General features: G+C 71.4%; 21 protein-coding genes, 2 pseudogenes and 1 riboswitch. Of the genes and pseudogenes, 13 read left to right on the top strand and 10 right to left on the bottom strand.

Annotated features, from left to right (window positions below; genetic code table 11):
• Nucleotide 1: 1 nt before the first annotated feature.
• From EDD90_RS01670 to EDD90_RS01655, 4 genes and pseudogenes are all read left to right on the top strand, one after another.
• Nucleotides 2-1443, top strand: a pseudogene (locus EDD90_RS01670) (family 43 glycosylhydrolase).
• A 66-nt stretch (nucleotides 1444-1509) separates the two neighbouring features.
• Nucleotides 1510-1887: a DoxX family protein gene (locus tag EDD90_RS01665; RefSeq protein ID WP_123971382.1), complete on the top strand. Its 378-nt coding sequence runs from the start codon at nucleotides 1510-1512 to the stop codon at nucleotides 1885-1887.
• Nucleotides 1888-2355: a peroxiredoxin gene (locus EDD90_RS01660; RefSeq protein ID WP_123971381.1), complete on the top strand. Its 468-nt coding sequence runs from the start codon at nucleotides 1888-1890 to the stop codon at nucleotides 2353-2355. It begins immediately after the preceding gene.
• Nucleotides 2356-2409: 54 nt separating this feature from the next.
• A complete protein-coding gene (locus EDD90_RS01655; protein WP_123971380.1) occupies nucleotides 2410-4770 on the top strand; it encodes a SpoIIE family protein phosphatase in 2361 nt (786 codons plus the stop codon).
• A gap of 5 nt (nucleotides 4771-4775) precedes the next feature.
• Here EDD90_RS01655 and EDD90_RS01650 read toward each other — a convergent pair whose 3' ends face one another.
• The 3 genes from EDD90_RS01650 to EDD90_RS01640 all read right to left on the bottom strand — a co-directional run bounded on the left by EDD90_RS01650 (nucleotide 4776) and on the right by EDD90_RS01640 (nucleotide 6926).
• Complete coding sequence (locus EDD90_RS01650) at nucleotides 4776-5210, bottom strand: cupin domain-containing protein (protein WP_123971379.1); 435 nt, start codon at nucleotides 5208-5210, stop codon at nucleotides 4776-4778.
• A 194-nt stretch (nucleotides 5211-5404) separates the two neighbouring features.
• Complete coding sequence (locus tag EDD90_RS01645; RefSeq protein WP_123971378.1) at nucleotides 5405-6010, bottom strand: DNA polymerase ligase N-terminal domain-containing protein; 606 nt, start codon at nucleotides 6008-6010, stop codon at nucleotides 5405-5407.
• Nucleotides 6011-6050: 40 nt separating this feature from the next.
• Nucleotides 6051-6926, bottom strand: a complete 876-nt coding sequence (locus tag EDD90_RS01640) for an oxidoreductase (RefSeq protein ID WP_123971377.1) — start codon at nucleotides 6924-6926, stop codon at nucleotides 6051-6053.
• 179 nt (nucleotides 6927-7105) lie between these two features.
• On the opposite strand from EDD90_RS01640, the gene EDD90_RS01635 reads away from it, so the two are divergent.
• Nucleotides 7106-8026, top strand: coding sequence for a helix-turn-helix domain-containing protein (locus EDD90_RS01635; RefSeq protein WP_123971376.1), 921 nt, complete (start codon nucleotides 7106-7108; stop codon nucleotides 8024-8026).
• A gap of 4 nt (nucleotides 8027-8030) precedes the next feature.
• Here EDD90_RS01635 and EDD90_RS01630 read toward each other — a convergent pair whose 3' ends face one another.
• Together EDD90_RS01630 and EDD90_RS55045 are read right to left on the bottom strand one after the other, a co-directional pair.
• On the bottom strand, nucleotides 8031-8861 hold the full coding sequence (locus EDD90_RS01630) for an aldo/keto reductase (protein WP_123971375.1): 831 nt from the start codon (nucleotides 8859-8861) through the stop codon (nucleotides 8031-8033).
• A 37-nt stretch (nucleotides 8862-8898) separates the two neighbouring features.
• Nucleotides 8899-9084, bottom strand: a complete 186-nt coding sequence (locus EDD90_RS55045) for a hypothetical protein (protein WP_185148864.1) — start codon at nucleotides 9082-9084, stop codon at nucleotides 8899-8901.
• A 168-nt stretch (nucleotides 9085-9252) separates the two neighbouring features.
• Here EDD90_RS55045 and EDD90_RS01625 point away from each other — a divergent pair, with 168 nt between their 5' ends.
• Complete coding sequence (locus tag EDD90_RS01625) at nucleotides 9253-9756, top strand: lasso peptide biosynthesis B2 protein (protein WP_260327518.1); 504 nt, start codon at nucleotides 9253-9255, stop codon at nucleotides 9754-9756.
• Nucleotide 9757: 1 nt separating this feature from the next.
• Nucleotides 9758-11569 (top strand): asparagine synthase-related protein, encoded by a 1812-nt coding sequence (locus EDD90_RS01620; protein ID WP_123971373.1) that lies wholly within the window; start codon nucleotides 9758-9760, stop codon nucleotides 11567-11569.
• Here the strand turns inward: EDD90_RS01620 and EDD90_RS01615 are convergent.
• On the bottom strand, nucleotides 11553-12842 hold the full coding sequence (locus EDD90_RS01615) for a hypothetical protein (RefSeq protein ID WP_260327517.1): 1290 nt from the start codon (nucleotides 12840-12842) through the stop codon (nucleotides 11553-11555). The two genes, EDD90_RS01620 and EDD90_RS01615, sit on opposite strands and share 17 nt — an antisense overlap.
• A 222-nt stretch (nucleotides 12843-13064) precedes the next feature.
• On the opposite strand from EDD90_RS01615, the gene EDD90_RS01610 reads away from it, so the two are divergent.
• On the top strand, nucleotides 13065-14024 hold the full coding sequence (locus tag EDD90_RS01610) for a TauD/TfdA family dioxygenase (RefSeq protein WP_123971372.1): 960 nt from the start codon (nucleotides 13065-13067) through the stop codon (nucleotides 14022-14024).
• A 1-nt stretch (nucleotide 14025) separates the two neighbouring features.
• Here EDD90_RS01610 and EDD90_RS01605 read toward each other — a convergent pair whose 3' ends face one another.
• Both EDD90_RS01605 and EDD90_RS01600 read right to left on the bottom strand, forming a co-directional pair.
• Nucleotides 14026-15060 carry an LLM class flavin-dependent oxidoreductase gene (locus tag EDD90_RS01605; protein WP_123971371.1) on the bottom strand — a complete coding sequence of 345 codons (1035 nt, stop codon included), beginning with the start codon at nucleotides 15058-15060 and terminating at the stop codon, nucleotides 14026-14028.
• 66 nt (nucleotides 15061-15126) lie between these two features.
• Complete coding sequence (locus EDD90_RS01600; RefSeq protein WP_123971370.1) at nucleotides 15127-16629, bottom strand: metallophosphoesterase; 1503 nt, start codon at nucleotides 16627-16629, stop codon at nucleotides 15127-15129.
• 148 nt (nucleotides 16630-16777) lie between these two features.
• Nucleotides 16778-16889, top strand: a riboswitch (SAM riboswitch).
• Nucleotides 16890-17125: 236 nt separating this feature from the next.
• Here EDD90_RS01600 and EDD90_RS01595 point away from each other — a divergent pair.
• The 4 genes and pseudogenes from EDD90_RS01595 to EDD90_RS01585 all read left to right on the top strand — a co-directional run.
• Nucleotides 17126-17566 (top strand): annotated as a pseudogene (locus EDD90_RS01595) (ABC transporter substrate-binding protein); the annotation flags it as partial.
• Between the two features lie 349 nt (nucleotides 17567-17915).
• The gene (locus tag EDD90_RS58485) at nucleotides 17916-18032 is read left to right on the top strand and encodes a putative leader peptide (protein ID WP_311737194.1); all 117 of its coding nucleotides are present in this window, start codon (nucleotides 17916-17918) and stop codon (nucleotides 18030-18032) included.
• Between the two features lie 92 nt (nucleotides 18033-18124).
• Nucleotides 18125-19225: an LLM class flavin-dependent oxidoreductase gene (locus tag EDD90_RS01590; RefSeq protein WP_123971368.1), complete on the top strand. Its 1101-nt coding sequence runs from the start codon at nucleotides 18125-18127 to the stop codon at nucleotides 19223-19225.
• Nucleotides 19222-20625, top strand: coding sequence for an NtaA/DmoA family FMN-dependent monooxygenase (locus EDD90_RS01585; protein ID WP_123971367.1), 1404 nt, complete (start codon nucleotides 19222-19224; stop codon nucleotides 20623-20625). Before EDD90_RS01590 ends, EDD90_RS01585 begins: the two co-directional genes overlap by 4 nt.
• 4 nt (nucleotides 20626-20629) lie before the next feature.
• Here EDD90_RS01585 and EDD90_RS01580 read toward each other — a convergent pair whose 3' ends face one another.
• Nucleotides 20630-21661, bottom strand: coding sequence for an MHYT domain-containing protein (locus tag EDD90_RS01580; protein WP_123971366.1), 1032 nt, complete (start codon nucleotides 21659-21661; stop codon nucleotides 20630-20632).
• Between the two features lie 149 nt (nucleotides 21662-21810).
• Nucleotides 21811-22461, bottom strand: a complete 651-nt coding sequence (locus EDD90_RS01575) for an NADPH-dependent F420 reductase (RefSeq protein WP_123971365.1) — start codon at nucleotides 22459-22461, stop codon at nucleotides 21811-21813.
• A 336-nt stretch (nucleotides 22462-22797) separates the two neighbouring features.
• On the opposite strand from EDD90_RS01575, the gene EDD90_RS01570 reads away from it, so the two are divergent.
• Nucleotides 22798-23241 (top strand): GNAT family N-acetyltransferase, encoded by a 444-nt coding sequence (locus tag EDD90_RS01570; protein WP_123971364.1) that lies wholly within the window; start codon nucleotides 22798-22800, stop codon nucleotides 23239-23241.

The following is a 23241-nucleotide window of genomic DNA, read 5'->3' as shown; positions in this document are numbered from 1 at the left end:
TGTGAGACGTCTCATCGGCCGGGCGCTGACCGCGGTCCTCGCCGTACTCGCCCTGATCCTGACCGCCACCCCCGCTCACACGGCCGTCCCCGCCTCTCCTGCCGTGACCTTCACCAACCCGATCGCCGAACGGCGGGCCGACCCGCAGATCTACAAGCACACCGACGGCTACTGCTACTTCACCGCCACCGTCCCCGAGTACGACCGCGTCGTGCTGCGCCGGGCCACCACCCTCCAGGGCCTGGCCACCGCCCCGGAGACCACCATCTGGACCAAGCACGCCAGCGGTGTCATGGGCTCCCACATCTGGGCGCCGGAGATCCACTACATCGACGGCAAGTGGTACGTGTACTTCGCCGCCGGATCCACCGGCGACGTCTGGGCGATCCGCATGTACGTCCTGGAGACCGACGCCGCCAACCCGCTCACCGGCACCTGGACCGAGAAGGGCCAGATCACCACCACCTGGGAGAGCTTCTCGCTCGACGCGACGACCTTCGTGGTGAACGGCGTGCGCTATCTGGCGTGGGCGCAGCACAACCCCTCCGAGGACAACAACACCAGCCTGTTCATCGCCAGGATGGCCAACCCCTGGACCATCAGCGGCACCCCGGTGGAGATCTCCCAGCCCACGCTCTCCTGGGAGACGATCGGCTACAAGGTCAACGAGGGCCCGGCCGTCGTCCAGCACGGCGGCAAGGTCTTCCTGACCTACTCCGCCAGCGCCACCGACGCCAACTACTGCCTCGGCATGCTCGCCGCGTCCGCGTCCTCGGACCTGCTCGACGCCGCCTCCTGGAGCAAGAGCCAGACGCCCGTCTTCAAGAGCGACGCCTCGACCTCGCAGTACGGGCCCGGACACAACTCGTTCACCGTCTCCGAGGACGGAAAGTCCGACATCCTCGTCTACCCGACCGCAGTTACAAGGACATCACCGGCGACCCGCTGAACGACCCCAACCGCCGCACCCGCCTGCAGAAGATCTACTGGAACGCCGACGGCACCCCCGACTTCGGCGTCCCGGTCGCCGACGGCGTCTCCCCGGTCCGTCTCTCCTCGTACAACTACCCGGACCGCTATATCCGCCACTACGACCTTCGCGCGAAGATCGAGGCGAACGTCACCAACCTCGCCGACTCCCAGTTCCGGATCGTCACCGGACTCGCCGGCACCGGCACGATCTCCCTGGAGTCGACCAACTACCCCGGCTACTACCTGCGCCACAACAACTTCGAGGTATGGGTGGAGAAGGGCGACGGCACCGCCACCTTCGACAGCGACGCCTCGTTCTACCAGCGGGCAGGCCTCGCCGACCCGTCCGGCGTCTCCCTGGAGTCGTACAACTACCCGGGCCGGTACATACGCCACTACAACAACCTGCTCTACGTCCGGACGATCGGCACCACGCTGGACCAGCAGGACGCCACCTACTACCTGGAGTAGGGGGCGACGCGGACCGGAGCCATACCGCCGGGTAATATCCGGCGCAGGTTGTCAGAGGAGGCGCCAGTGTCCCGGTCCGAACGTTCACCCCTGCTGCTGGCGGGACTGCTGGCCGCGGCCGGGGTCGCCCACTTCGCGGCGCCGAAGCAGTTCGACGCCACGATCCCCAGGGCGCTCCCGGGGCCGCCGAGGGCGTGGACGTACGGGAGCGGGGCCGTGGAACTGGCGCTGGCGGCGGGCATCGCCCTGCCGCGCAGCCGGGCGGTGGCGGCACGGGCCGCCGCCGCCTTCTTCGTCGGCGTCTTCCCGGCCAACGTGCAGATGGCCGTCGACTGGCAGAAGCGGCCCCAGCCGCTCAGAACCGCGGCCCTCGCCCGGCTGCCGCTCCAGATCCCCCTGGTGCTGTGGGCGCGCGGTGTCGCACGCAACGAGGAGGGCCGCTAGATGGCGGAATCCGTCGAGGTCGGAAGCACGGTCGAGGACTTCGCGCTGCCGGACGAGACCGGCACGACCCGGACGCTCACGGAGCTGCTGGCCGACGGGCCGGTCGTGCTCTTCTTCTACCCGGCCGCCCTGTCGGCGGGCTGCACCGCCGAGGCCTGCCACTTCAGGGATCTCGCCGCCGAGTTCGCGGCCGTCGGCGCCCGGCCCGTCGGCATCAGCGGGGACAGCGTGGAGCGCCAGCAGGAGTTCTCCGGGAAGCACACCCTCGGCATGCCGCTGCTCTCCGACGCCGACGGTGCCGTCCGGGAGCGGTTCGGCGTCAAGCGCGGCTTCTCGCTCGCCCCCACGAAACGGGCCACCTTCGTCATCGCCCAGGACCGCACCGTCCTGGAGGTCGTCCGCAGCGAACTCCGCATGAACACTCACGCGGACCGGGCACTGGCCGCGCTGCGCGGCCACCAGGGCTGAGCGGACCGCTCCCCGCGCTTGATGCCCCAGGACATAGGTTCCATCCTGGGGCGTATGGAGCGTGTCGCGGCCGCGGCGATCATCGATGCCCTGGGCAGGGTGACGGGGTGGAGCGAGGGCGCACGGACGGTCACCGGACGGACGGCCGAGGAGGTCGTGGGCCGGCCCGCCGCCGACCTTCTCGCCGACGAGGTCCCGGCGGCCGTGCTGGCCGCCCGCTCCGGGACCGTCGCCCTGCGCCATGCCGACGGGCGCCGGACGGAACTCGCCCTGACCGCCTGCCCGGTCCTCGGCCCCGAGGGCGAGACCACCGGATACGTGCTGACCGCCGACCCGCCCCGGCAGGCCGACCCCACCCTGGCCGGACAGGCGTTCCAGCAGGCCTCCATGTCCATGTCGGTCTTCGACACCCGCCAGCGCTACCTCCGCTCCAACGACGCGGCCTGCCATGTCATGGGCGTCCCCGAGGAGGCCCTGCTCGGCCGCTTCTTCCCGGACACCGTCGAGGAGGCCCCGTACAGCGAGGGGTTCCTGCGCCATCTGCGCCAGGTCGTCGAGACCGGCCGCCCCGTCCGCTACGAGAGCTTCACCGGCGCCCCGGCCTTCAACCGGGACCACGCCTGGAGCATCGAGATGTGGCCGCTGCGCGACCCCGCCGGCGAGCTCACCGCCGTCGCCCTCGCCGCCTTCGACAACACCGAGCAGTACCTGGCGCGGCTGCGGCTGGCCCTCCTCAACGAGGCCGCCACCGCCATCGGCACCACCCTGGACGTGGTGCGCACCGCCGAGGAACTCGTCGAACTCCTCGTCCCGAGACACGCCGACTTCGCCAGCGTCGACCTCCTCGACTGGGTCCTCGGCGCCGAGGAACTGCCGAGCATGCCGGAGGGCGACATCGAGCTGCGCCGCGTCGCCCACGGCTCCGCCACCGAGGGCACCCCCGAGGCCGCCGTACGGCTGGGAGAAACCGACGTGCTCCCGACGGCGTCACCGACGGCGCGGGCGCTGCGGGAACGGCGCGCGGTGGTCAGCCAGGCCGGCGAGCCCGAGTTCCGCCGCTGGATCGACGAGCGCAACGCCCGCGCGCCCGAGGGCCGTGCCCACCGCCGGGGCGTGCACTCCATGATCGCCGTACCCCTGCAGGCCCGGGGCATCCTGCTCGGCGTCGTCGTGGGCGCGCGGGTGCGCCACCCCGAGGAGTACGTCTTCGACGACACCGTCTTCGCCGAGGAACTCGCCAGCCGCGCCGCCGTCTGCATCGACAACGCCCGCCGGTTCGCCCGCGAGCGCTCCACCGCCCTCGCCCTCCAGCACAGCCTGCTGCCCAGCGGCCTGCCCGGCCAGGCCGCCGTCGAGGTCGCCCACCGCTATCTGCCCTGCGGATCGGTGGCCGGCATCGGCGGCGACTGGTTCGACGTGATACCGCTCTCCGGCAGCCGGGTCGGCCTGGTCGTCGGCGACGTCGTCGGGCACGGCATCCGCTCCTCCGCCACCATGGGGCGGCTGCGGACGGCCGTACGCACCCTCGCCGACGTGGACCTGCCTCCCGACGAGCTCCTCACCCACCTCGACGACCTGGTGACCCACCTCGCGGCGGACGGCCCCGGCGAGGAGGTCGCCGAACTGGGCGCCACCTGCCTGTACGCCGTCTACGATCCCGTCTCGCGGCATCTCGTGCTCGCCGCCGCCGGGCACCCGGCGCCCGCCCTCGTGCTGCCCGGTCGCGGCGCCGAGCTGATCCCCATGACCGCGGGCCCACCACCCGGCGTCGGCTCACTGCCCTTCGAGGCGACGGAGCTCGATCTGCCCGAGGGGGCCGTCGTCGCCCTTTACACGGACGGTCTGATCGAGGACCGGGACCGGGACGTCGACCGCGCCACCGAGGAGATGTGCCGCGCACTCGGCGCACCCGCCGACTCCCTGGAGGCCCTCGGCGACAACGTGCTCAAGGCCGTCCTGCCGGAACAGCCCTCCGACGACGTCGCCCTGCTCCTGGTCCGCACCCGGGCCCTCGGCGCCGACCGGGTCGCCACCTGGGACGTCCCTCCCGACCCGGCCCGGGTGGCCGACTTCCGGCAGGCGGCCACCGAGCGACTCGCCGACTGGGGGCTCGAAGAGGCCGCCTTCGTCACCGAACTCGTCGTCAGCGAACTCGTCACCAACGCCATCCGCTACGGCGAACCCCCCATCCGGCTACGGCTGATCCGCGACCGGGCGCTCATCTGCGAGGTCTTCGACGGCAGTTCGACCTCACCGCACCTGCGCCGGGCGCACGCCTACGACGAGGGCGGCCGCGGCCTGCTCCTCGTCGCCCAGCTCACCCAGCGCTGGGGCAGCCGGCAGACGGGCGGCGGCAAGACCATCTGGGCCGAACAGCCGCTGCCCGAAGGCCCGTTGCCGGTCACCGGGGAGTGACCCGGTCACTCGAAGTCGCAGCCCGGGTTCGGCACCGACTCGGAGTACGGCGAACCGTGCGGAAGGATGTACAGCACGTCGAGGACCAGGTCGGTGTCGCCCCGGTTGGCGCCCAGGTGCACATCGCCGGGCCCGCCGGACTCGTACACCGTGCTGCCCTTGTGGTAGACGCCGTCCTCCTTGCAGTCGGAGTGGAAGTGGCTGAGGGTGCCCTTCGCGACGTACCCGTAGACCGGGCCGTCGTGGTAGTGCCAGCCGGTGGTCTGGCCCGGCGGGACGGTGATCTCCCGCAGGACGTAGTCCGTGTCGCCGATGGTGGTGGTGCTGATCAACCTGCCCGTCACGCCGGGCCCGGCGGGAGTGGCGTGGGCGGTGCCACAGGTGAGCAGAGTGCCGACGGCCACCGCCCCTGTCAGGGCGGTACGAAGCGCGGTGCGCATGTGAGGTGTGCCTCCTGAGCGGAAGATCCAGTGCCGTCGCGAACATAGGCCGTCGTGAGGTGAGTTGGGGCCCAAATGGCCCAATCCGCGCGCAGTCCGCACCGCCGGGACGCGCCTCGGTCGACTCGCCGTCCGTTTCCGGACACCCTCGCCCGGAGAACCGGCCCTTTCGTACCCGGGCGGAGCCCCCTGGATCACTCCTCGCCGGCGTCCGCCGCGACCTGGGCGAGGGTACGGCCGGTGCGGACCGAGCGGGCCCGCCGGGGATCGGGCGTGCCGTGCCCGTCCGACCGCGCGGAGCCCTTCTTCACCAGCAGCCACGCGTCGTCGCCCTCACCGCCCCGGAAGCGCGTCAGGGCGTAGTCGCCGCGCAACTTGGCACCGTGCAGCCGGAAAGTCGCGTGCCCGCGCTCCAGCGACTCCGCGAAGCCGACCTGCCGTCCCCCGCGGTCATGGCTGAGGGGCTCGTACCAGCCGTGGTCCCAGACGATCACCGTGCCGCCGCCGTACTCGCCCTTCGGGATCACACCCTCGAAGTCCTCGTACTCCAGCGGATGGTCCTCGGTGGGCACGGCCAGTCGCTTGTCCCCGGGATCGGCCGACGGTCCCCTGGGGACCGACCAGGACCTCAGGACGTCGTCGACCTGCAACCGGAAGTCGAAGTGCAACCGGCGCGCGTCATGGATCTGCACCACGAACCGGGGCCGGTCGGCGGCCTCCCCCGACCGCCCCGACGGTTCCCGCGTCCGCCCGAAGTCCCGCTTGTCACGGTAGGTGCGCAACCGCTCGTCGGCAGCCACCCGCGGCTCCTCCCGTACGACGCCTCCCGGGGCCCCGCTCTCAGCCTGCGGTCTGCTGCCCGATCCCGTCCAGTTCGCAGACCGCGTCCTCGGGCAGCACCAGCGCGGCGGCCGCGATGTTCTCCCGCAGGTGCTCCGGCGAGGAGGTGCCCGGGATCAGCGCGATGTTCGGGGAGCGCTGCAGCAGCCAGGCCAGCGCCACCTGCTGCGCCGCGGCCCCGAGCCGCTCGGCGACCTTCGTCAGCGTCTCGGACTGCAGCGGGCTGAAACCGCCGAGCGGGAAGTACGGCACGAAGGCGATGTTCTGGGCTGCGGTCCGCTCGACCAGGGCGTCGTCCCGCCGGTTGGCCAGGTTGTACATGTTCTGGACGGTGACCACCGGCGCGATCCCCTGCGCCTCGGCCAGCTGCCGTGTGGAGGCCGTGCTCAGCCCCAGGTGCCGGATCAGACCCGCCTCGCGCAGCTCGGCCAGCGCGCCGAACTGGTCGGCGATCGGGTCCTCGTTCGGCGTGTCCATGTCTCCCAGACGCAGATTGACCACGTCCAGGGCCTCCACACCGAGGTTCCGCAGGTTGTCGTACACCTGCGCCTTCAGGTCCTCGGGGTGCCGCATCATGATCCAGTCGCCGTCGGCGGTGCGCCGGGCGCCCACCTTGGTGACGATGCGCAGGTCCTCCGGGTAGGGGCGCAGGGCCTCCCTGATGATCTCGTTGACGACCACGGGCCCGTAGAAGTCGGCGGTGTCGATGTGTGTGATGCCCGCCTCCACCGCGGCACGCAGCACCGCGACGGCCCGGGCACGGTCCTTCGGCGGCCCGAAGACATGGGGTCCTGCCAGCTGCATGGCGCCGTAACCGACGCGGGTCAGGGTCAGGCCGTCGGCCGGGGTCAGGGTTCCGGCGAGCTGTGCGGTCATGATGGGGTGCCTCTCACGGTCTTCCGGGGGCCACCGGTACGGCCCGGTGCCCCGTCCTCGTCGTCTTCGTTGTCTTCCTCGTCCAGCCTGCGCGGGTCGCGCGCGCCATGGCTAAGCCCCGGTGTTCCTGGGAGTGCGGGGACCAGGCACCGCACGGAGCCGGACCGTAGGGTGGGGGCGTGGACGGTTCGAACGCACTCGGTGAGTTCCTGCGGGCCCGCCGGGCGCTGGTCCGGCCCGCGGACGTGGGGCTGCCGGGCGGGGGGCTGCGCCGGGTGCCGGGGCTGCGCCGCGAGGAGGTCGCGATGCTCGCCGGCATCAGTTCCGACTACTACCTGCGGCTGGAGCAGGGCCGCGACCGCAACCCCTCCGTGCAGGTGCTGGAAGCCATCGCCGGCGTGCTCGGCCTGGACGCCGACGCCACCGCCCACCTCCTCGGCCTGGCCCAGGACCGCCCCGCCGGCGTGCGGCAGGCCAGGCGGGCCGGGGCATCGCACCGGCCCGAACAGGTGCCGGCCAGCATCCTGCAGCTCATCGACGGCTGGACCCGCAACCCCGCCTACGTCCAGAACCGCTACCGGGACTGCCTGGCCGCCAACGCGCTGTGCACCGCGCTGTCCCCGAACTACCGGCCCGGTGTCAACCTGATGCGGGCCGTCTTCCTCGACCCCGCGGAGCGGGAGCTGCGCCGCGACTGGGACGACCTCACCCGGGAGGGCGTGGCCACCCTGCGCGCCTACGCCGGAGGCGACACCGACGACCCGCACCTGCGCGACCTGGTCGGCGACCTCTCGCTGCACAGCGAACGCTTCCGCACCCTGTGGGCCCGGCACGAGGTGCGGCCCCTGCGCGGCCGGGTGAGCCACCTGACCCACCCGCTCGTCGGCGACCTGGAACTGCACTCGGACAAACTGACCATGGACGGCACCGACGGCCTCTCCCTCGTCGTCTTCCACGCCGAACCCGGCAGCCGCGACGCCGAGCTGCTCGACATCCTCGGGAGCCTCACCGCGACCGCGACCGCGACCGCGACCGCGACCGGGACCGGGACCGGGGCCGGGACGGGGCAGGAGGCTCCCCAGGAGCGCGTGGAGGAGTGACCGCTCAGAACTCCTCGTGGCTGTCCGGGTCGCCGCCCAGCCGCTGGGGGACCCGCTCCGAGATCGCCGCCATCTGGGCGGCACCCAGCCGGAACCCGAAGACGTCGAGGTTCGCGCGCTGCCGCCCGGCATCGGCCGACTTCGGGATCGCCACGGCGCCGAGCTGGACATGCCAGCGCAGGACCGCCTGCGCCGGTGTCACACCGAGCGCCTCCGCCACAGTGACGACGGCAGGGTCACGCAGCAGCCGGCCGTCCTGACCGAGCGGGCTCCAGCTCTCGGTGACGATGCCCTTCCCGGCGTGGAAGGCGCGCAACTCCTCCTGCGGGAACAGCGGATGCAGCTCCACCTGGTTCACCGACGGCAGCACCCCGGTCTCCTTCTCCAGCCGCGCCAGGTGCTCCTCGGTGAAGTTGGAGACGCCGATCGACCGCACGAGACCTTCCTCCCGCAGCTTGATCATCGCCTTCCACGAGTCGACGTACTTGCCGACCCGCGGGTTGGGCCAGTGGATCAGATACAGGTCCACGTACTCCAGCCCCAGCCGCTGCCGGGACTCCTCGAAGGAGGCGAGGGTCTCCTCGTAGCCGTGGTGGCGGCCCGGCAGCTTCGTCGTCACCACCACCTCGTCACGGGGGACGCCACTGCTTGTGACACCCCGGCCGACCCCGGTCTCGTTGCGGTAGTTCACCGCCGTGTCCACGAGCCGGTAACCGGCCTCGAGCGCGTGCCGAACGGCCTGCTCGGCCTGCGTGTCGTCCATCGGCCAGGTGCCCAGGCCGACGGCGGGAATCGTCGTGTCGTCGTTGAGCATGTACACCGGAATGCTTGTCACGATGGGACCTTCCCTCGACTGCGCCGTCCCTCCAGCGTCAGGGAAAAGGCGAGCGGTTGCGCGGCGTTGGGCGCAGAGTAGCCTGGACATGATCGACGCCACCCGATTCTGGAGGTAGGCGATGTTGATCCGATTCCTGCGGCGCCGTATGCCGCACGGCCTTTTCCTTCTCGGCAACGGCCGTCTGATCCGGGGTTTCAGCGGCGGTGACTACGACGGTCACGGATACCAGTCCTGACCCGCCTGCACCCGTGGAATGGGAGGAGGCGCGGTGGCTCAGGACACCGATGCCCTCGTGGCCATCACGCGAATCCTTTCACCTCATTGCCGCGTCACCCGATTGTCCGGCGGAGCGCTCATCGCCGACTGGAGAAGGACGCGCTTTCTGGGAATGTCGTCGCCCGACGTCCAGAAGTTCGCCGACGGAACCGCGGAGGAACGCGCGGAACTTCTCACCGCTCTCGTCCGAGCCGGATGCGCGACGCCCCGCCGAAAGGCGTATGCGGACGCCGAAATAGGGCTCTGGCTCCGCAGCGTGCACCTGCTGATCCGCACGCTGGGCTTCGGACGCGTCCTTCGGCTGCTGCCGTTGTCCGCTCCCGGCTACGCCCGCGCGGACACACCTCCCGCGCAGGACGTCGCACGGTTGAAACGAGCGGTCCAGACACACGGCCGCAGAAGCTGGATCGTCGACGACGACTGCAAGGCCGAGGCCGTGACGGCGTTCGTTCTGCTGCGGCGGTGCGGGTTCGAGGCCACGCTGCACGTCGGTGTCCGTGAGCACCCGTTCGCCCTGCACGCCTGGACGTCCGCGGCCGGACTGTGCATCCCGGCCGCCGATCCGCGAGGGCACGCCTTCACGCCGGTGCTCTCGATCGGCAGCGGAAGCGGGTGACATGGAAGCGCTCCGGCTCGAATGGTCCGGCGGTGCGGTGAAACTCCGGGCCGCCGAAGCCATGGTCCGACAGGGACTCGTGACGACGGTCTCCTCACCCGCCGGCACCGCGGCGGTCGTCGGCTGGGTCGGCTCGGTCCACGACCGCCTGGCGGGCGCGCACGCCCTACTCGACACCTTCGGCCGGCCGGGAGCCGAACCGCGGCTCCCGGCCGGTGACTTCGCCGCCGTCCTGGTGTACCGCGACCGCGTACTGCTGATGCGGGACGAGCAGGCGCGCATCCCGCTGTTCTTCAGAGAGTCCGGCGGCCGGGTGACCGCCGCGAGCACCTCGGCGCGCGGCCTGGGCGACGCCGAGGACCTGGATCCCCGTTACCTCTGCCGTTACCTGACCGGGAACATGGCCCAACCGCACTCGGAACTGAGCCCGTTCGCGGGCGTGCGCCGTGTCCTCGGCGCCGAGGTGGTGGAGCTCTCGGCCACCGGGGCGATGCGGGGCCGGCATGTGCACCGCACCACTCGGGAGGGGGGCTCGACGACGGACGGATCCCGCCCCAGCGAGGCCGGCCAGGACCTGCGGCGCGCCCTGGAACATGCCGTCGGCCGGCGCCTCGGCAGCATGACCGCATGCCATGTCTCGGGCGGCACCGACTCCACCAGCGTCGCGCTGCTCGCGGCCCGCCTGCTTGCTGCGCAAGAGAACCCCTCCGCGGACCTGGTCCTGCTCGCCGGGCGCTTCGGCGGGGGAGAGCTGGCCGGGGAGCGGCCGTACCTCGACGAGGCGGTCGAGGCGGTCCGCCGGCACGCGCCGGCGGCCCGTCCGCTGATCGTCGACGCGGACGACGTGGCAGACTTCGACGATTTCCGGCACCACGCGGGAGATCCGGACGAGCCGCACGCCCACGCCTTCCGCGCTCCGTTCTGGAGCAGACTGCATGCCGCGGCGGCGGACCTGGGCTGCGACACACTCCTGACCGGTTGCGGAGCCGATCCGGTCGTGGACGCGAACCCGCTGCACCTGCACCGGCTGGCCCGCTCCGGACAGCTCCGGGAACTGCGCAGGCAGGCACGCGCGCATGCGGCCGTCGGGCAACGGGGGGTACGGGAGATAGTCCGCGCACATGTCGTGCAGCCGACGCTGCCACTGGCCGCCGAACGGATCTCCAGGCTCACCCGTCGCGGAACGGTACTCGCAGGCCTCGGCAACTTCACCCGCCCGCCCTGGCTGCGCCCCGGATTCGCGCGGGCTCACGGCTACCGCGCGGCAAGCATCGCCGAGAGCCGCTTCATGTTCGGGAGCCGGCCGGAACAGTCCCTCTACGACGCGGCCAACTACCTCGCCGCTCCTGACCCGTTGTCCTGGCGCTACGCACCGCGGCACGGGTTCTTCCTCTCGCACCCCTTCCTCGACCCGGAGGTGATCACGACGATGCGGCACCGCTCCGCGGCAGCCGCGTTGCGAGCGGGCCGTCCGAAGGCGGTGCTGCGCGAGGCCATGGCGGATCTGCTCCCGCCCCGGATACACGACCGGGTGGCCAAGATCCCCTTCAACGACCTCTACGTCCGCGGCCTGCGGGCACACGGAGACGAACTCATCGACCTCTGCCGCTCCGCACGCCATCCGCTCACAGCCGAGATGTTCGACATCGACACCCTGTGCCGTGCGGTGCACGAGGCCCAACTGGGCCTGGGCGACTCGTACTCCTGGGACCGGATGAACGGCTCGCTGGCCCTGGTGGGGTGGCTGGAGAGGCTGGGGGACCGGCGTTCAGCGGCACCTGTGGTGGCCGTGCCGGTCATTGCCGGCTCTTGATGTCCCACAGGGTGCGTTCGATCGGGCCCGTCTGGATGGTGTCGACACCGTACCGGTCTTCCGTCGTTTTCTGGGACTCGTCCTTGCCCAGTGCCGTGATGGTTTCCAGAATGTCTGCGCCGTGCAGGCTGAACTGCCAATACACGGTTAGGTGCCGGGGGTTTCTCGTTTCGGCGTCAATGGCGTTGTTTTCTTGAAGGTCGGTCTCGTAGATGATGGAGTCGTAATTCTTCTGACGCTTCATCCATTCGGGCAGCTTGCCGCCAAGCCAGCTGTATTCCTTGGGGGCGGGCTTGAGTTGGTCCAGGGACACCCGGTCCGCGCGTGCGATGTGTGCGCTGGCATAGAAGGCCACTTGGTCGTACGGCGTGTTCATGGGCAGTTGCACGATGATTCGGGCGGTGACGATGTCGTTCGCTCCGATCGGTCCTCCGTAGGGCATCCATGGCTGGGCTTCCACCAGGTCACCCGGCTGGTGCATCTCTCTGCGGGACAGCGGGTTCGTCCGCTCGAATGTGGTCCACTGACTGGCTTCGGTCCGCCACTTCTGGCGGAGCTGGTCCGTCGGACTCAGCGGCACGCGTTGCGCCATGGCGTGGAATTCCGTGCCGAGCACGTTGAAACTCTCATTGCTGTGGTTCTCGAAGGAGATGGTGACCGGGATGGCGAATGAGTTGTGGCCCTTGCTCGTCACCGGACTGTCCATGCTGATCTTGATGATGGGCCTGACCTCGACTCGTGACGGCAGGTAGAGATTCTGGTAGCCGAAATTACCCACCGCGATGATGGTGGTGGCGATCAGCGCCGTGGCCACCCGCTTGGGGGCGGGAATCACGATCTTTGTCCGCCATACGACGAAGACGGCCCATGCCGAGCCCAAGGTGAGCGCACCGAAAAACGCCATCCAACGTCTTGAATCGGCATTGCTCAGCAGGTCGAAGAAAAGCGCCAAGTTGGTCAGTAGAGCCGCGAACGCGCCGAGCAGGGCTACCGGGCCGGAGTGGGGGAAAGTCCCGAACAGCCAGTGGTCCACGAGCGCGGCGGTACCCAGGAACGAGATGAAGGCGACCGCGACGAGCACCGCACCGGTGAGGCGACCGGGAAAGGTGAAGGCGCTGGTCAGGTCCCTGATACCGAAATAACCCAGCGCTGCGGTCGTGAGCAGGAGGACCAGCAGGACCGACACCAGGTACGCGTGCGACTGTCTGGAGTTCGCCAGAGCTTTTTGCGCCCGTTGACGCGAGGTGTCCCGCGAGTTCTTGCGAAGGTTCACGCGGCCACCTGCTGGTCTGTGCCGATGGTTTTCACGGGTGTCTCCTTCGCGGTTCACAGCGGACCAGACTCTCTGCGACCAGGGGTTTTCGAGATCATCGTCCGTGGTGATCCACCCGCTCGCCATCCACGTGCCTCCGGATGCAGGAGTGCCCGGTGCATCAGCGCGTCTCGTGCCGGGGTACTTCTCCAGTGGCCGGTACCGACGACCAGCGGAGCGTGTATGACGACGGGAAACAGCACAGGGAACCAGACGGTCGCGGTGAGCCCCGTCGCCGGGCACATCGGCGCCGAGATCACCGGGGTCGACCTCACCCAGGACCTCGACGACGCCGTGGTCGCGGTGATCCGGGAGGCCGTGCTGCGCTGGAAGGTCGTCTTCTTCCGGGGGCAGCGGCTGGACCATGCCGGGCATGTGGCCTTCGCCCGTCGGTTCGGTGAGCCGGTCGCCCTGGGGCGGCGCGGCAGCGCCTCACCCGCAGGCTTCCCCGAGGTGGAGACCACCGCCGACCGGCTGGAGCTGGGCGGACGGTTCGCGATGGAGCACGAGGAGTGGCTCCAGAGGCGCAGGCACACCCTGCTGCGCGGCTGGCACTGCGACCACGGCGCCCGGATCGACCCGCCGGCCGCGACGATCCTGCGCGCCGAGACCGTCCCGCCGTACGGCGGCGACACCACCTGGGCCAACCTCGCCGCCGCCTACGCCGGACTCTCCGAGCCCGTGCGCGCCTTCGTCGACGGACTGCGCGCCGAACACCGGCTCGGCGTCGGCTACCAGCCCCGCCCAGGCGACGACTCCTACCTCCGCCACCTGCTGGACCATCAGGTGGCCTCGGTGCACCCGCTGGTGCGTGTCCACCCGGAGACCGGCGAGCGGGTGCTGTACGTCAACGGCTACTACGTCGAGCAGATCGCCGACGTCTCCCGGCCGGAGAGCGCCGCTCTGCTGGAGATGCTCCTGGAACAGGCCGTACGGCCCGAGTACACGGTCCGCTTCCGCTGGGAGCCGGGCAGCGTCGCCTTCTGGGACAACCGGGCCACCATCCATCTCGCGCCCAGCGACAACGCCCACCTCGGCTTCCCCCGGGTCATGCACCGGGTGATGCTGCACGGCGAGGTGCCGGTCGGCGTGGACGGCAAGCCGTCGGAGCCGGTGACCGGCACGGAGGCGGGCCGCTGGTGACTCAGCCGGCGGACCCGGGGCGCCAGCCCAGCGCAGGGCCGAGGCGGGTCGCCATGTCCGTGAGGATCTGGACGTAGTCCTCGTGCTCGAACGTGAACGGCAGCGCGAAGGCCACCTCGTCCACCTCGCGGAACCCGGCGTGCGCGTGAAGCCGTTCGGCGAGCTCGGCCGAGGTGCCGACCAGGTCCGGTGCGAACAGCAGACGGCCCGGGCCCTGCGGGGCCGTGGTGCGGGCCAGGCGCCCCGCCGCGTACGCCCCGTACTTGGCACGCTGCTCGGGCGTGGCGGAGTCGGTGGGGATGACGACCAGGCCCTGGGAGACCCGGGCCGCGTCGCCGTCGGGGTGGTGGGCGCGGAACTCGCGGATGTGCGAGAGCTGGATCTCGGCGAAGTCGGTCGGGCCGTCCGGGTCCCCGGCCCTGACGACACTGCTGGTCAGGAAGTTCATCCCGTGCTCGCCCGCCCAGCGGGCCGAGCCCAGGCTGCCGCCGCCGTACCAGAGCCGCTGCCCGAGACCGGGGGACTGCGGCTGCACCCTGTCGGAGAACACCTCGATGCCCTCCACCCCGCTGAAGTCGGTGGCCGGCTTGCCGCGCACGAAGTCCAGCAGCCGGCGCACCCGCTCGTAGCTGAAGTCCTCGCTGTCGGCCGTGTCCGGGTAGAGGGCCTCCTTGACCTGCTCGTAGTGCATGGGCGGGCCCACGCTCACGCCGGGGTTGAGGCGGCCGCCGGACAGGATGTCGACGGTCGCCAGGTCCTCCGCGAGCCGCAGCGGGTTCTCCCAGCCCAGCGGGATCACCGCGGTGCCGAGTTCGATACGGCTCGTGCGCTGGGAGGCCGCCGCGAGGACGGCGATCGGGGACGAGATGCCGTACTGGAGGTGCCGATGGCGCACCCAGGCGCTGTCGAAGCCCAGGCGCTCGCCGAGTTCGATGATCTCCAGCGTGGACTCGTGGCCCCTGCCCGGATCCGCCCCGTCGAACAGGCCGATGGTGAGGAAGCCCAGTCTGCGCAGGGGGCGGGGGGTGGACGGCACGGGTCCTCCAGCGGTCGTACGTCAGTTCTGCCCCGATTGTGGCACCCGAACATTGCGGGAGTGTGATCAGCGCAGGGGGATGGTGATCTCGTCCTCGACCGGCGGGTCCAGCTCCTGCGGGCGGTTCCCGGTGGCGGCGAAGCAGCGCAGCCGTACGGCCTCCGGCGTGACGTCGAGGCGCAGGAAGCACTTGAAGAACGGCGGGGTGTAGCTGGGCGAGCCCGGTGAGAACAGCTGGGTGTAGATCTTCTTCACGGGCAGCCGGAAGCGCGGGGCGCTGTCCGGGCGGCTGCCGGTGCCGAGCAGGCTCGCGACCAGCCGGGTCCGACGGGTGACCCGGGTGTCCAGGCCGGGAGCGCGGCCGGGCCTGATGCCGAGGCGCTCGGCGATCACGGCCGTGGCCTCGGCCTCGGTGAGCGTGAAGAAGCGGCGCAGTCGCAGCCTGTGGCCGTACAGCCGGCTGTAGAAGGCGAGGGAGTCGCCGCGCAGCGGATAGCAGCGGAAGTCGTCCTCGGTGACGTTCGCGATCGAGACCGGGGGGATGGTGTGGGTGGCGTGCATGAAGGCACCGCCGCCGCCCGCGACCACGTACTGGATGGTGCGGCCGTCCACGTCCACGGGGTAGCGCTGGTAGTTGTGGATGTCGCCGCCGATCGCCGCCACGTAGTGGTGGGCCGGGTCGCGGACGATGTCGTCGACCGTGCCGCCGCCCTCGATGGAGCAGGGGTGGTGCTCGCCGTCCACGTACAGCGGGGAACCGGTGACCAGGATCTTCGGGCGGGGTCCCTGGGACACCTCACGGAGCCAGGCGCCCTGTTCGGCGTCGATCGTGCCGAGCAGACCGGTGTCGATGCCGACGATCCGGACCGGCCCGGCGTCGATGGCCCAGTAGGGGCCGGGCTGTACGGCCGCCTGCTCCTGAGTGGCACGCAACTTCCGTGCGTTTGCAAGGAGTTGCTCGTCCGTCGGGCGGGGACGGTGCCAGAGCAGGGCGCGCCACCACGCACCGGTCAGCGGGCGGGGCTTCGGCTCGGGCGGGAGTTGCGGGGCGTCGTCGCAGAAGACCCGCATGAACGCGCCGAGGTCCTCGTACCAGTCGTGGTTGCCGGGTATCGCGTAGATCGGCGCCGGATAGTCCTGGTAGGGGCGGAAGAACTTGGTGCCGTAGTCGTCGGTGGTTCCGACCGGATAGATCACGTCGCTCGCGATCACCGCGAAGTCGGTGTCCTGGCCCACCTTCAGAAAGCCCGGCACGACGGCGTACTGGGAGTCGTCGCCCTCACCGGTGTCGCCGATCACCATGAACGAGAAGCGGTCCGCCCCATGACGCCGGATCACCTTGTCGGCGGGTGCCCCGGCGGCCGCCCGCTGCGCCACCCAGCGGCTGCGGGTACGGCCGGTCGGGTCGCCGAACCAGGAGGCCAGCACGCCGTTGCGGGCGGCCCACATGGTCCTCGGGTTGAACCAGAAGATCTTCTCGACGTGCGCGGGCATCAGTTGCTTGTAGGCGCCGCGTTCGGCCGAGCCCCAGCCGGCGCCTTCTGCGGTATCGCGTGAGGAGTCAGACACCGGGGCACCGTAGCAACGGGGTCCTGTCGGAGACTTGGCGCCCCGGGACCCTTGGCGTGCCGGCCGCAACGACCGCACCCGTTCGTCCCGTTCGGCCCGTTCGAGACGCCCTTCACGTCGCAGGACGCGTCGATCTACGGTGAACGCGAGCCACGAGTTCCGGTGATCAAGCCCTGGCTGGCCGGACGGCAACCCTCGACGCAGTGGGGTGCCCCAGGTGACGGCTCGGCGGATCTCTTCGGTTTCTGCAAGTGCGTTCACAGTGGCCGCGACGACGGCCAGGACCTCAGGAGGACGGCGTGGCGACTTCCCTCGTGCTGTGCTCCCGGCGCCATGTGGATCTGCTGCTGGTCTCCAGATTTCTCTGTCACGGCTGGCCTCTCTCCCAGCAGTCCATTCCCGCGATCTCGCGCACGCGCCGTGCCCTCAGCCTTGAGCGGTTGCCACGGTGCGCGGTTGGCTCGCGCTCCCCTCGAAGCGGAAACAGAGATCCCTCATGGCCAGGCACAGCGACAGAACCCCCGGTTTGGCAGTGGTATCCCTCGGCGCGGCCGCCCTGTTGACCCTCACCGGCCGCACCAGCAGCAAGGACGGCAGCACGGCGGCCTCCGGCACCTCGCTCACCATCGGCACCACCGACCAGGTCACCAGCCTCGACCCGGCCGGCGCCTGGGACGCGGGCTCCGGGACGATCGAGAGCGAGGTGTACTCGACCCTCCTCAGCGTGAAGAACGGCTCGGCCGAGCCGACCCCCGACCTGGCCACGGCCATCAAGCTGACCGGGCCCAAGCAGTACACGGTCACCCTGAAGAAGGGCCTGAAGTTCGCCAACGGCCATGAACTGACCTCCTCCGACGTCAAGTTCAGCTTCGACCGGGAGCTGAGGATCGCCGACCAGAACGGCCCCTCCTCGCTGCTCTACAACCTCGGCTCGGTCGCCGCCTCGAACCCCACCACCGTCGTCTTCACCCTCAAGTCGGCCAACGCGGGCGCGCCGGAGGCAGCGCCGAGGGGCTCGACGGGAACCGCCCGGAGCTGCACACCGACCTGCCCCGGCTGCGGGCCGGCGGGGTCGGCGCCCAGTTCTGGTCGCGAGGCCGAACTCCGGGCGGCGCAGCCGCTCCGGCCGGCCGCCCGCTGAACACCCCCGCCCCGCCGTACGGCCGACAGAGCCCCCGCATGACCGGCGGCACCCCTCTTCCCGGACCTCGTCCAGTCACCCTTGACATGATCGGGGGCGGGCGACCTAGGGTGAAACGGTTCGTACCGGACGGGTGGAGGCCCTGATGAACGTACCTGGCACGGCACCGCGCGGTGCCGCCCTGGGCGCGCGCCTCGTCACCCGCCGGCACGTCGACTACTGCCGGACCGCCTCGGCCGTCTGTCCTTCCTCCTCCCACTGACCCTCGCGTCGGTGACCACGCGTCCCTGAACCGCGCCGGTCGGCACACCCCTGCCGGCGGCGGCCTCTCCACGTGTCCCGGAAGGATCCCGTATGTCCGCCCCTGCCCTGCGCCTCGCGTTGGAGGCCGACGGCGAAGGCGCCCACCCCGCCGCCTGGCGCCGCGCCGCGCACACCCCCGACGCACTGCTCACCCCGCGCCGGCTGACCCGCCTGGCCGCCGCCGCGGAGAACGCCGGGTTCACCCTGCTCACCCTGGAGGACGGCCTGCTGCCGCCCGGCAGTGGACCGGATCCCGTCGGGCGGATCGGCGCGGTCGAACGTGCGGCGTTCGTCGCCGCGGCCACCAGCACCCTCGCCGTCGCGCCGGTCGTCCCGCTCACCTACGCCGAACCCTTCCACGTCTCCTCCCAGTTGGCCTCGCTCGACCACATCGCCGCCGGCCGGACCGGGTGGATCGTGGGGGAGGAGACGGATCCGGCGGTCGCCCGGGCGTGGGGACGGGAAGTCGTCGGCGACGCCGCCGGGCGTACCCGCGAGTCCCGCGACGGCGTCGAGGTGGTACGCGCGCTGTGGGACTCCTGGGAGGACGACGCCGTCATCCGGTCCGTCGCCACCGGCCGCTACCTCGACCGCGAGCGCCTGCACTACATCGACTTCACCGGCGACACCTACGCGGTCAAGGGACCGGCCATCGTGCCCCGCCCGCCCCAGGGACAGCTCGTCGTCCTCGGCCGCCCCGGCGCCGTACCGCAGGAACAGCTCGACGTCGCCCTGGTCGACGGGCCCGACCTCACGGCCGTCCGCTCCGCCGCCCGGGCCATCACCGCGCCCCGCGTCCTCGCCGAGATCGAGGTCGCCCTCGACACTCCCGAGGCCACGGGCGCCGAGCGGGTCGCCGCGCTGGAACGGCACGCGCCCTGGCCGGACCACGGTCGGCTGCGGCACATCGGTCCGGCCGCTGAACTGGTCGCGCTGATCGAGGACTTGGCGGACAGCGTCGACGGCGTCCGGCTGCGTCCGCTCGTCCTCGACGAGGACCTGCCCGTGCTGTCCCGGCTGGTCCTGCCGGACCTCTTCGACCGCCGAGTCGCCGCCCGTCCGCTGCCCGGCACCACCCTGCGCAGCACCCTGGGCCTGGAACGCCCCGCCAACCGCTTCGCCGCCGCTGGCCCCCGCGAGGAGAACCGATGACCCGCACCGACCCCACCGACGTGCCCCGGCCGCACGCCCAGCTGCACTTCGGCGTGTTCTTCCAGGGCGTCAACCACTGGACGATCTGGTCCCACCCCGACAGCGGCTCCCAGATCGATCCCGCCTCCTACCGACGGGTCGCCCAGACGGCCGAACGCGGCCTGTTCGACGCCTTCTTCCTCGGCGAGGGACTCAGACTCCGGGAGGTCGACGGACAGATCCACGAACTCGACATCGCCGGCCGGCCGGACGCCATCACCCAGCTCGCCGCGCTCGCCGCCGTCACCGACCGGATCGGCCTGGTCTCCACCTCCAACACCACCTTCAACGAACCCGCCGACCTCGCCCGCCGCCTCTCCGGACTCGACCTGCTCTCCGGCGGCCGGGCCGGCTGGAACGTCGTCACCACCGACAACGCCTGGACCGGCGCCAACTTCCGGCGCGGCGGCTACCTCGACCACGCCGACCGCTACCGGCGCGCCGGGGAGTTCCTGGAGGTGGCCCGCGCGTTCTGGGACGGCTGGGCGGACGACGCGATCGCCCGGTCCACCGACGCCCCCGCCTGGTCCACACCCGGAGCCGTGCGCCAAGTCGCCCACAAGGGAACGCAGTTCGACGTCGAACTGACCCCGACCCTGCCGCGCAGCGCACAGGGCCACCCGGTGATCTTCCAGGCCGGCGACTCGGGCGAGGGGCGGGACTTCGCCGCCCGCAACGCCGACGTCATCTTCTCCGCCCACGGCAACGACTTCGACGACGCGCTTGCCTTCGCCGACGACGTCCGGCGCCGGTTGCGGGCCGCGGGGCGCCCCGATGACGACCTGCGCATCCTGCCGGGGACCGAGATCATCATCGGTGCCACCGAGGCCGAGGCCCAGGAGAAGAAGCGCTGGCTGCGCCTTCAACAGGTCACCCCGGCAACAGCGTTGAGCATCGCGGGACTGCTGTGGAACCGCGACCTGTCCGACCGCGACGCCGACGGGCCGCTGCCCGCCGAGGACCCCCTCGTCGAGGAGAACGACGGCTCCTTCGGCGCCCGCCGGATCGCCGACCCCCGCAAGGTGGCCGCCGAGTGGCGCCAGAAGGCGGAGGCCAACTGCTGGTCGCTGCGCGAGACCGTCATCGCCCTCGGCCCGCAGCGCGGCCATGTCGGCACCCCGTCCGGACTCGCCGACAAGTTCGCCCACTTCGTCCGCCACGGCGCAGTCGACGGCTTCAACATCACGCCGTACCTCATCCCCGACGGCCTCGACGACATCGTCGACCTGCTCGTCCCGGAACTCCAGGAACGGGGCGTCTACCGCACGGCCTACACCGGTACGACACTCCGTGAGCACCTGGGACTGCGCGCACCGCTCACCCACCGCGCCGCGCCCACGGAGGACCGGGCGGCGAGCTGAGCGGTCACCACTGGTAGGGATCCGTGGGGGTGCCGTACGGATCCGGGCCGCCGGGCCTGCGCCGGGCCCGCGAGCCGGGGCGGGTGGTACCGCCCGGCGCGGGCCGGTGAAGGTCGGTGCCGGACGGGCCGGGCCGGGCCGGACCCGAGGCACGGCTCGCGCGGACCGCGTCACTGCGGTAACGGTTCTGCGGTCCATGCGCACCCCGCCCACCCCGTCGGCCCGGCGCCTGCGCGGGCCCGGCCGGGGCCGGTCCGGCGGGCCCGCGCTTCCCGGCCGTCCGGCGGTTCCGGTCGCCCTCGCCCAGCACCAGCAGCGGGTCGAACATCACCACCACCCCGGCCAGCAGCAGGAAGACGGCCGGGCCGAGCAGCATGGGCAGCAGCAGCGAGGTCGGGGACGCGCTCGACCAGGCGGTGACGGACGCCGGGTGCACATCGACGCTCACCGCCGCCATCGCGGTGTAGTGCATGCCCGACACCGCCAGGCCCATCACCAGGCTGGCGCCGAGGCTCGCCGTGAAGCCCCGGATCGACACGGCCGCCCAGAGCGCGGCCGTCGCCGCCGCGATCGCGATCAGCACCGAGAGGACGACCGTGAGCCGGTCGTAGTGAATCGTTCCGTCAAAGCGGAGCGCGGCCATGCCCAGGTAGTGCATGGCCGCCACGCCGAGCCCGGTGATGACACCGGCCGTCCAGAGCGGTCCGGCGGTCGCGCCCCGGTAACCGACCGCGAAGACGCCGATGCCGACCACTACGATCGCCACCGCCAGGCTGAGCAGCGTCAGACCCACGTCGTAGCGGATCGTGGTCTCCTGGACATGGAAACCGATCATCGCGATGAAGTGCATCGTCCAGATGCCGCAGCCGATCGAGGCCGCCCCCAGCGCCAGCCAGCCGGGCTTCCACGACTGCCCGTTGTGGTAGAGCGACCGTACGATGCAGCGCAGCCCCAGGGCCCCGCCCAGACAGGCCATCAGATAGGCGGCCACTGGAGTGACCGCGCCGTAGTGGAACCCGCTTGTCGTGCCGTGCATATGTGTAACTCCCCCCAGAGTCACGGCTGTTGTGGGGAAAGTACTACGGGCCGGGGCGTGCCACGCGGTGTTCGCCAGGACTTCGGCCGTCTCCCCGGCACCATGGGCCGACGCTGCTGCCGTACGGGCCGGTGCCGGCCAGGGCGGGTTCAGGGGGCGACGATCTTGAGTGCGCTCATCCAGCCGTGCCCCTCGGGCCGTGTCTGCAGGGCCATGTGCAGCAACTGGATGCCCTCCAGCTCGCGGGCGTGGCGGAGGCCGCCGACGACCACCGGGTTGAGCCCGCCGGAGGAGGCCAGCTCGGCCACCTGGTCGCAGGCCGCCGCGTCGTCGCCCGCGATGAACACATCCAGCGGCAGCCCGCCGACCTCGCCGGCGACCAGGGCACCCGCGAACGTGGTGTTGAAGGCCTTCACCACCCGTGTGCCGGGTGCGGCGGCCGCCGCGATCTGCTGGGCGCCGGAGCTGTCCGCGGGCACCGTGAGCGAGTCGAGGGTCGAGAAGTCCACCGGGTTGGAGATGTCGACGACGGTCTTCCCGGCGAGCTGGTCCCCGTACTCGTGGACGACCTGCTTGGCCGCGTCGAACGGCACGGCGAGCACCACCACGTCCGCCCCGCCGACGGCGTCCGGCACGGCGGGCGCCACATCGGCCCCGGCCACCCGCTCGGCCAGGGCGTCGGAGAGTGTCGTGGCCTTGGCCGGATCCGTACCGATCAGCCGGACCGGGTGCCCGCCCGCCAGGGCGCGGGTGGCGATGCCGCCCGCCATGTTGCCTGTGCCGACGATGAAGACCCGCATGGGTGAGCCCTTTCCGTGGGGGTGGGAGCTGCCGACGATCGGGCCCGGCCGCGGGGGGGCGCTGCCCGCACATAAATAAGGATAAAGCGGTCACTGTGGTGTGGCTCGGGCTGGCCGGTCGGGTGAGCCGGCCCCTCAGGGGGCGGGAGGCCGAGTAGCCCGACCGGCGCCGGTCGCCGGTCGCCGGTCCGTCGGGCCGGCATCTTGCGGGCAAGCGGCGCTCGCCCGATGTGACCGGCGGAAGCGGGTGCGTGGGCCGATGGCGGGATCCGTGGCCCGGTCCCGCGGGCCGGACGCCGTCGTAGCGGCGACCGGCCGCGGGATAGCGTGGCGATCATGGCGGACTGGGAGATACGGCCGGCGTCGGGCGCGGACGTCGAGGCGGTGGCCGAACTGCGTGCCGTCGTCCTGCGGGGCGATCTGGAGCGGCTCGGGCGGTACGACCCGCAGCGGGTCCGGCAGCGGCTGCGCGACGGGTTCGTCGCCTCCCATACCCGGGTGATCGAGGTGGGCGGTGTCTTCGCCGGCTGTGTGGCGCTGCGGCCAGCCGAGGATGCTCACTGGCTGGAACACTTCTATCTCGCCCCGGACCTCCAGGGCGCCGGCATCGGCGCGGGCGTGCTGCGCGAGCTGCTGGCGCGGTGCGACCGCGACGGCCTCCGCGTCCGGCTGAACGTCCTGCAGGGCAGCGCGGCCCGACGGCTGTACGAGCGGCACGGGTTCATGGTGGAGGCCGAGGACCCGGTGGACGTGTTCATGGTGCGCCCGCCCGCCTCCTGA

This window comes from Streptomyces sp. Ag109_O5-1, assembly GCF_003814875.1.
Taxonomy (GTDB): Bacteria; Actinomycetota; Actinomycetes; order Streptomycetales; family Streptomycetaceae; genus Streptomyces; species Streptomyces sasae.
This window is presented reverse-complemented; position numbering and strand designations above follow the sequence as displayed.

Excerpts from the sequence above, each read along its gene's own strand:
- EDD90_RS01660 (WP_123971381.1), top strand. The coding sequence starts at position 1,888 with ATGGCGGAATCCGTCGAGGTCGGAAGCACGGTCGAGGACTTCGCGCTG.
- EDD90_RS01655 (WP_123971380.1), top strand. The coding sequence starts at position 2,410 with ATGGAGCGTGTCGCGGCCGCGGCGATCATCGATGCCCTGGGCAGGGTG.
- EDD90_RS01650 (WP_123971379.1), bottom strand. The coding sequence starts at position 5,210 with ATGCGCACCGCGCTTCGTACCGCCCTGACAGGGGCGGTGGCCGTCGGC.
- EDD90_RS01640 (WP_123971377.1), bottom strand. The coding sequence starts at position 6,926 with ATGACCGCACAGCTCGCCGGAACCCTGACCCCGGCCGACGGCCTGACC.
- EDD90_RS01625 (WP_260327518.1), top strand. The coding sequence starts at position 9,253 with ATGTCGTCGCCCGACGTCCAGAAGTTCGCCGACGGAACCGCGGAGGAA.
- EDD90_RS01620 (WP_123971373.1), top strand. The coding sequence starts at position 9,758 with ATGGAAGCGCTCCGGCTCGAATGGTCCGGCGGTGCGGTGAAACTCCGG.
- EDD90_RS01610 (WP_123971372.1), top strand. The coding sequence starts at position 13,065 with ATGACGACGGGAAACAGCACAGGGAACCAGACGGTCGCGGTGAGCCCC.
- EDD90_RS58485 (WP_311737194.1), top strand. The coding sequence starts at position 17,916 with ATGAACGTACCTGGCACGGCACCGCGCGGTGCCGCCCTGGGCGCGCGC.
- EDD90_RS01590 (WP_123971368.1), top strand. The coding sequence starts at position 18,125 with ATGTCCGCCCCTGCCCTGCGCCTCGCGTTGGAGGCCGACGGCGAAGGC.
- EDD90_RS01585 (WP_123971367.1), top strand. The coding sequence starts at position 19,222 with ATGACCCGCACCGACCCCACCGACGTGCCCCGGCCGCACGCCCAGCTG.
- EDD90_RS01580 (WP_123971366.1), bottom strand. The coding sequence starts at position 21,661 with ATGCACGGCACGACAAGCGGGTTCCACTACGGCGCGGTCACTCCAGTG.
- EDD90_RS01575 (WP_123971365.1), bottom strand. The coding sequence starts at position 22,461 with ATGCGGGTCTTCATCGTCGGCACAGGCAACATGGCGGGCGGCATCGCC.
- EDD90_RS01570 (WP_123971364.1), top strand. The coding sequence starts at position 22,798 with ATGGCGGACTGGGAGATACGGCCGGCGTCGGGCGCGGACGTCGAGGCG.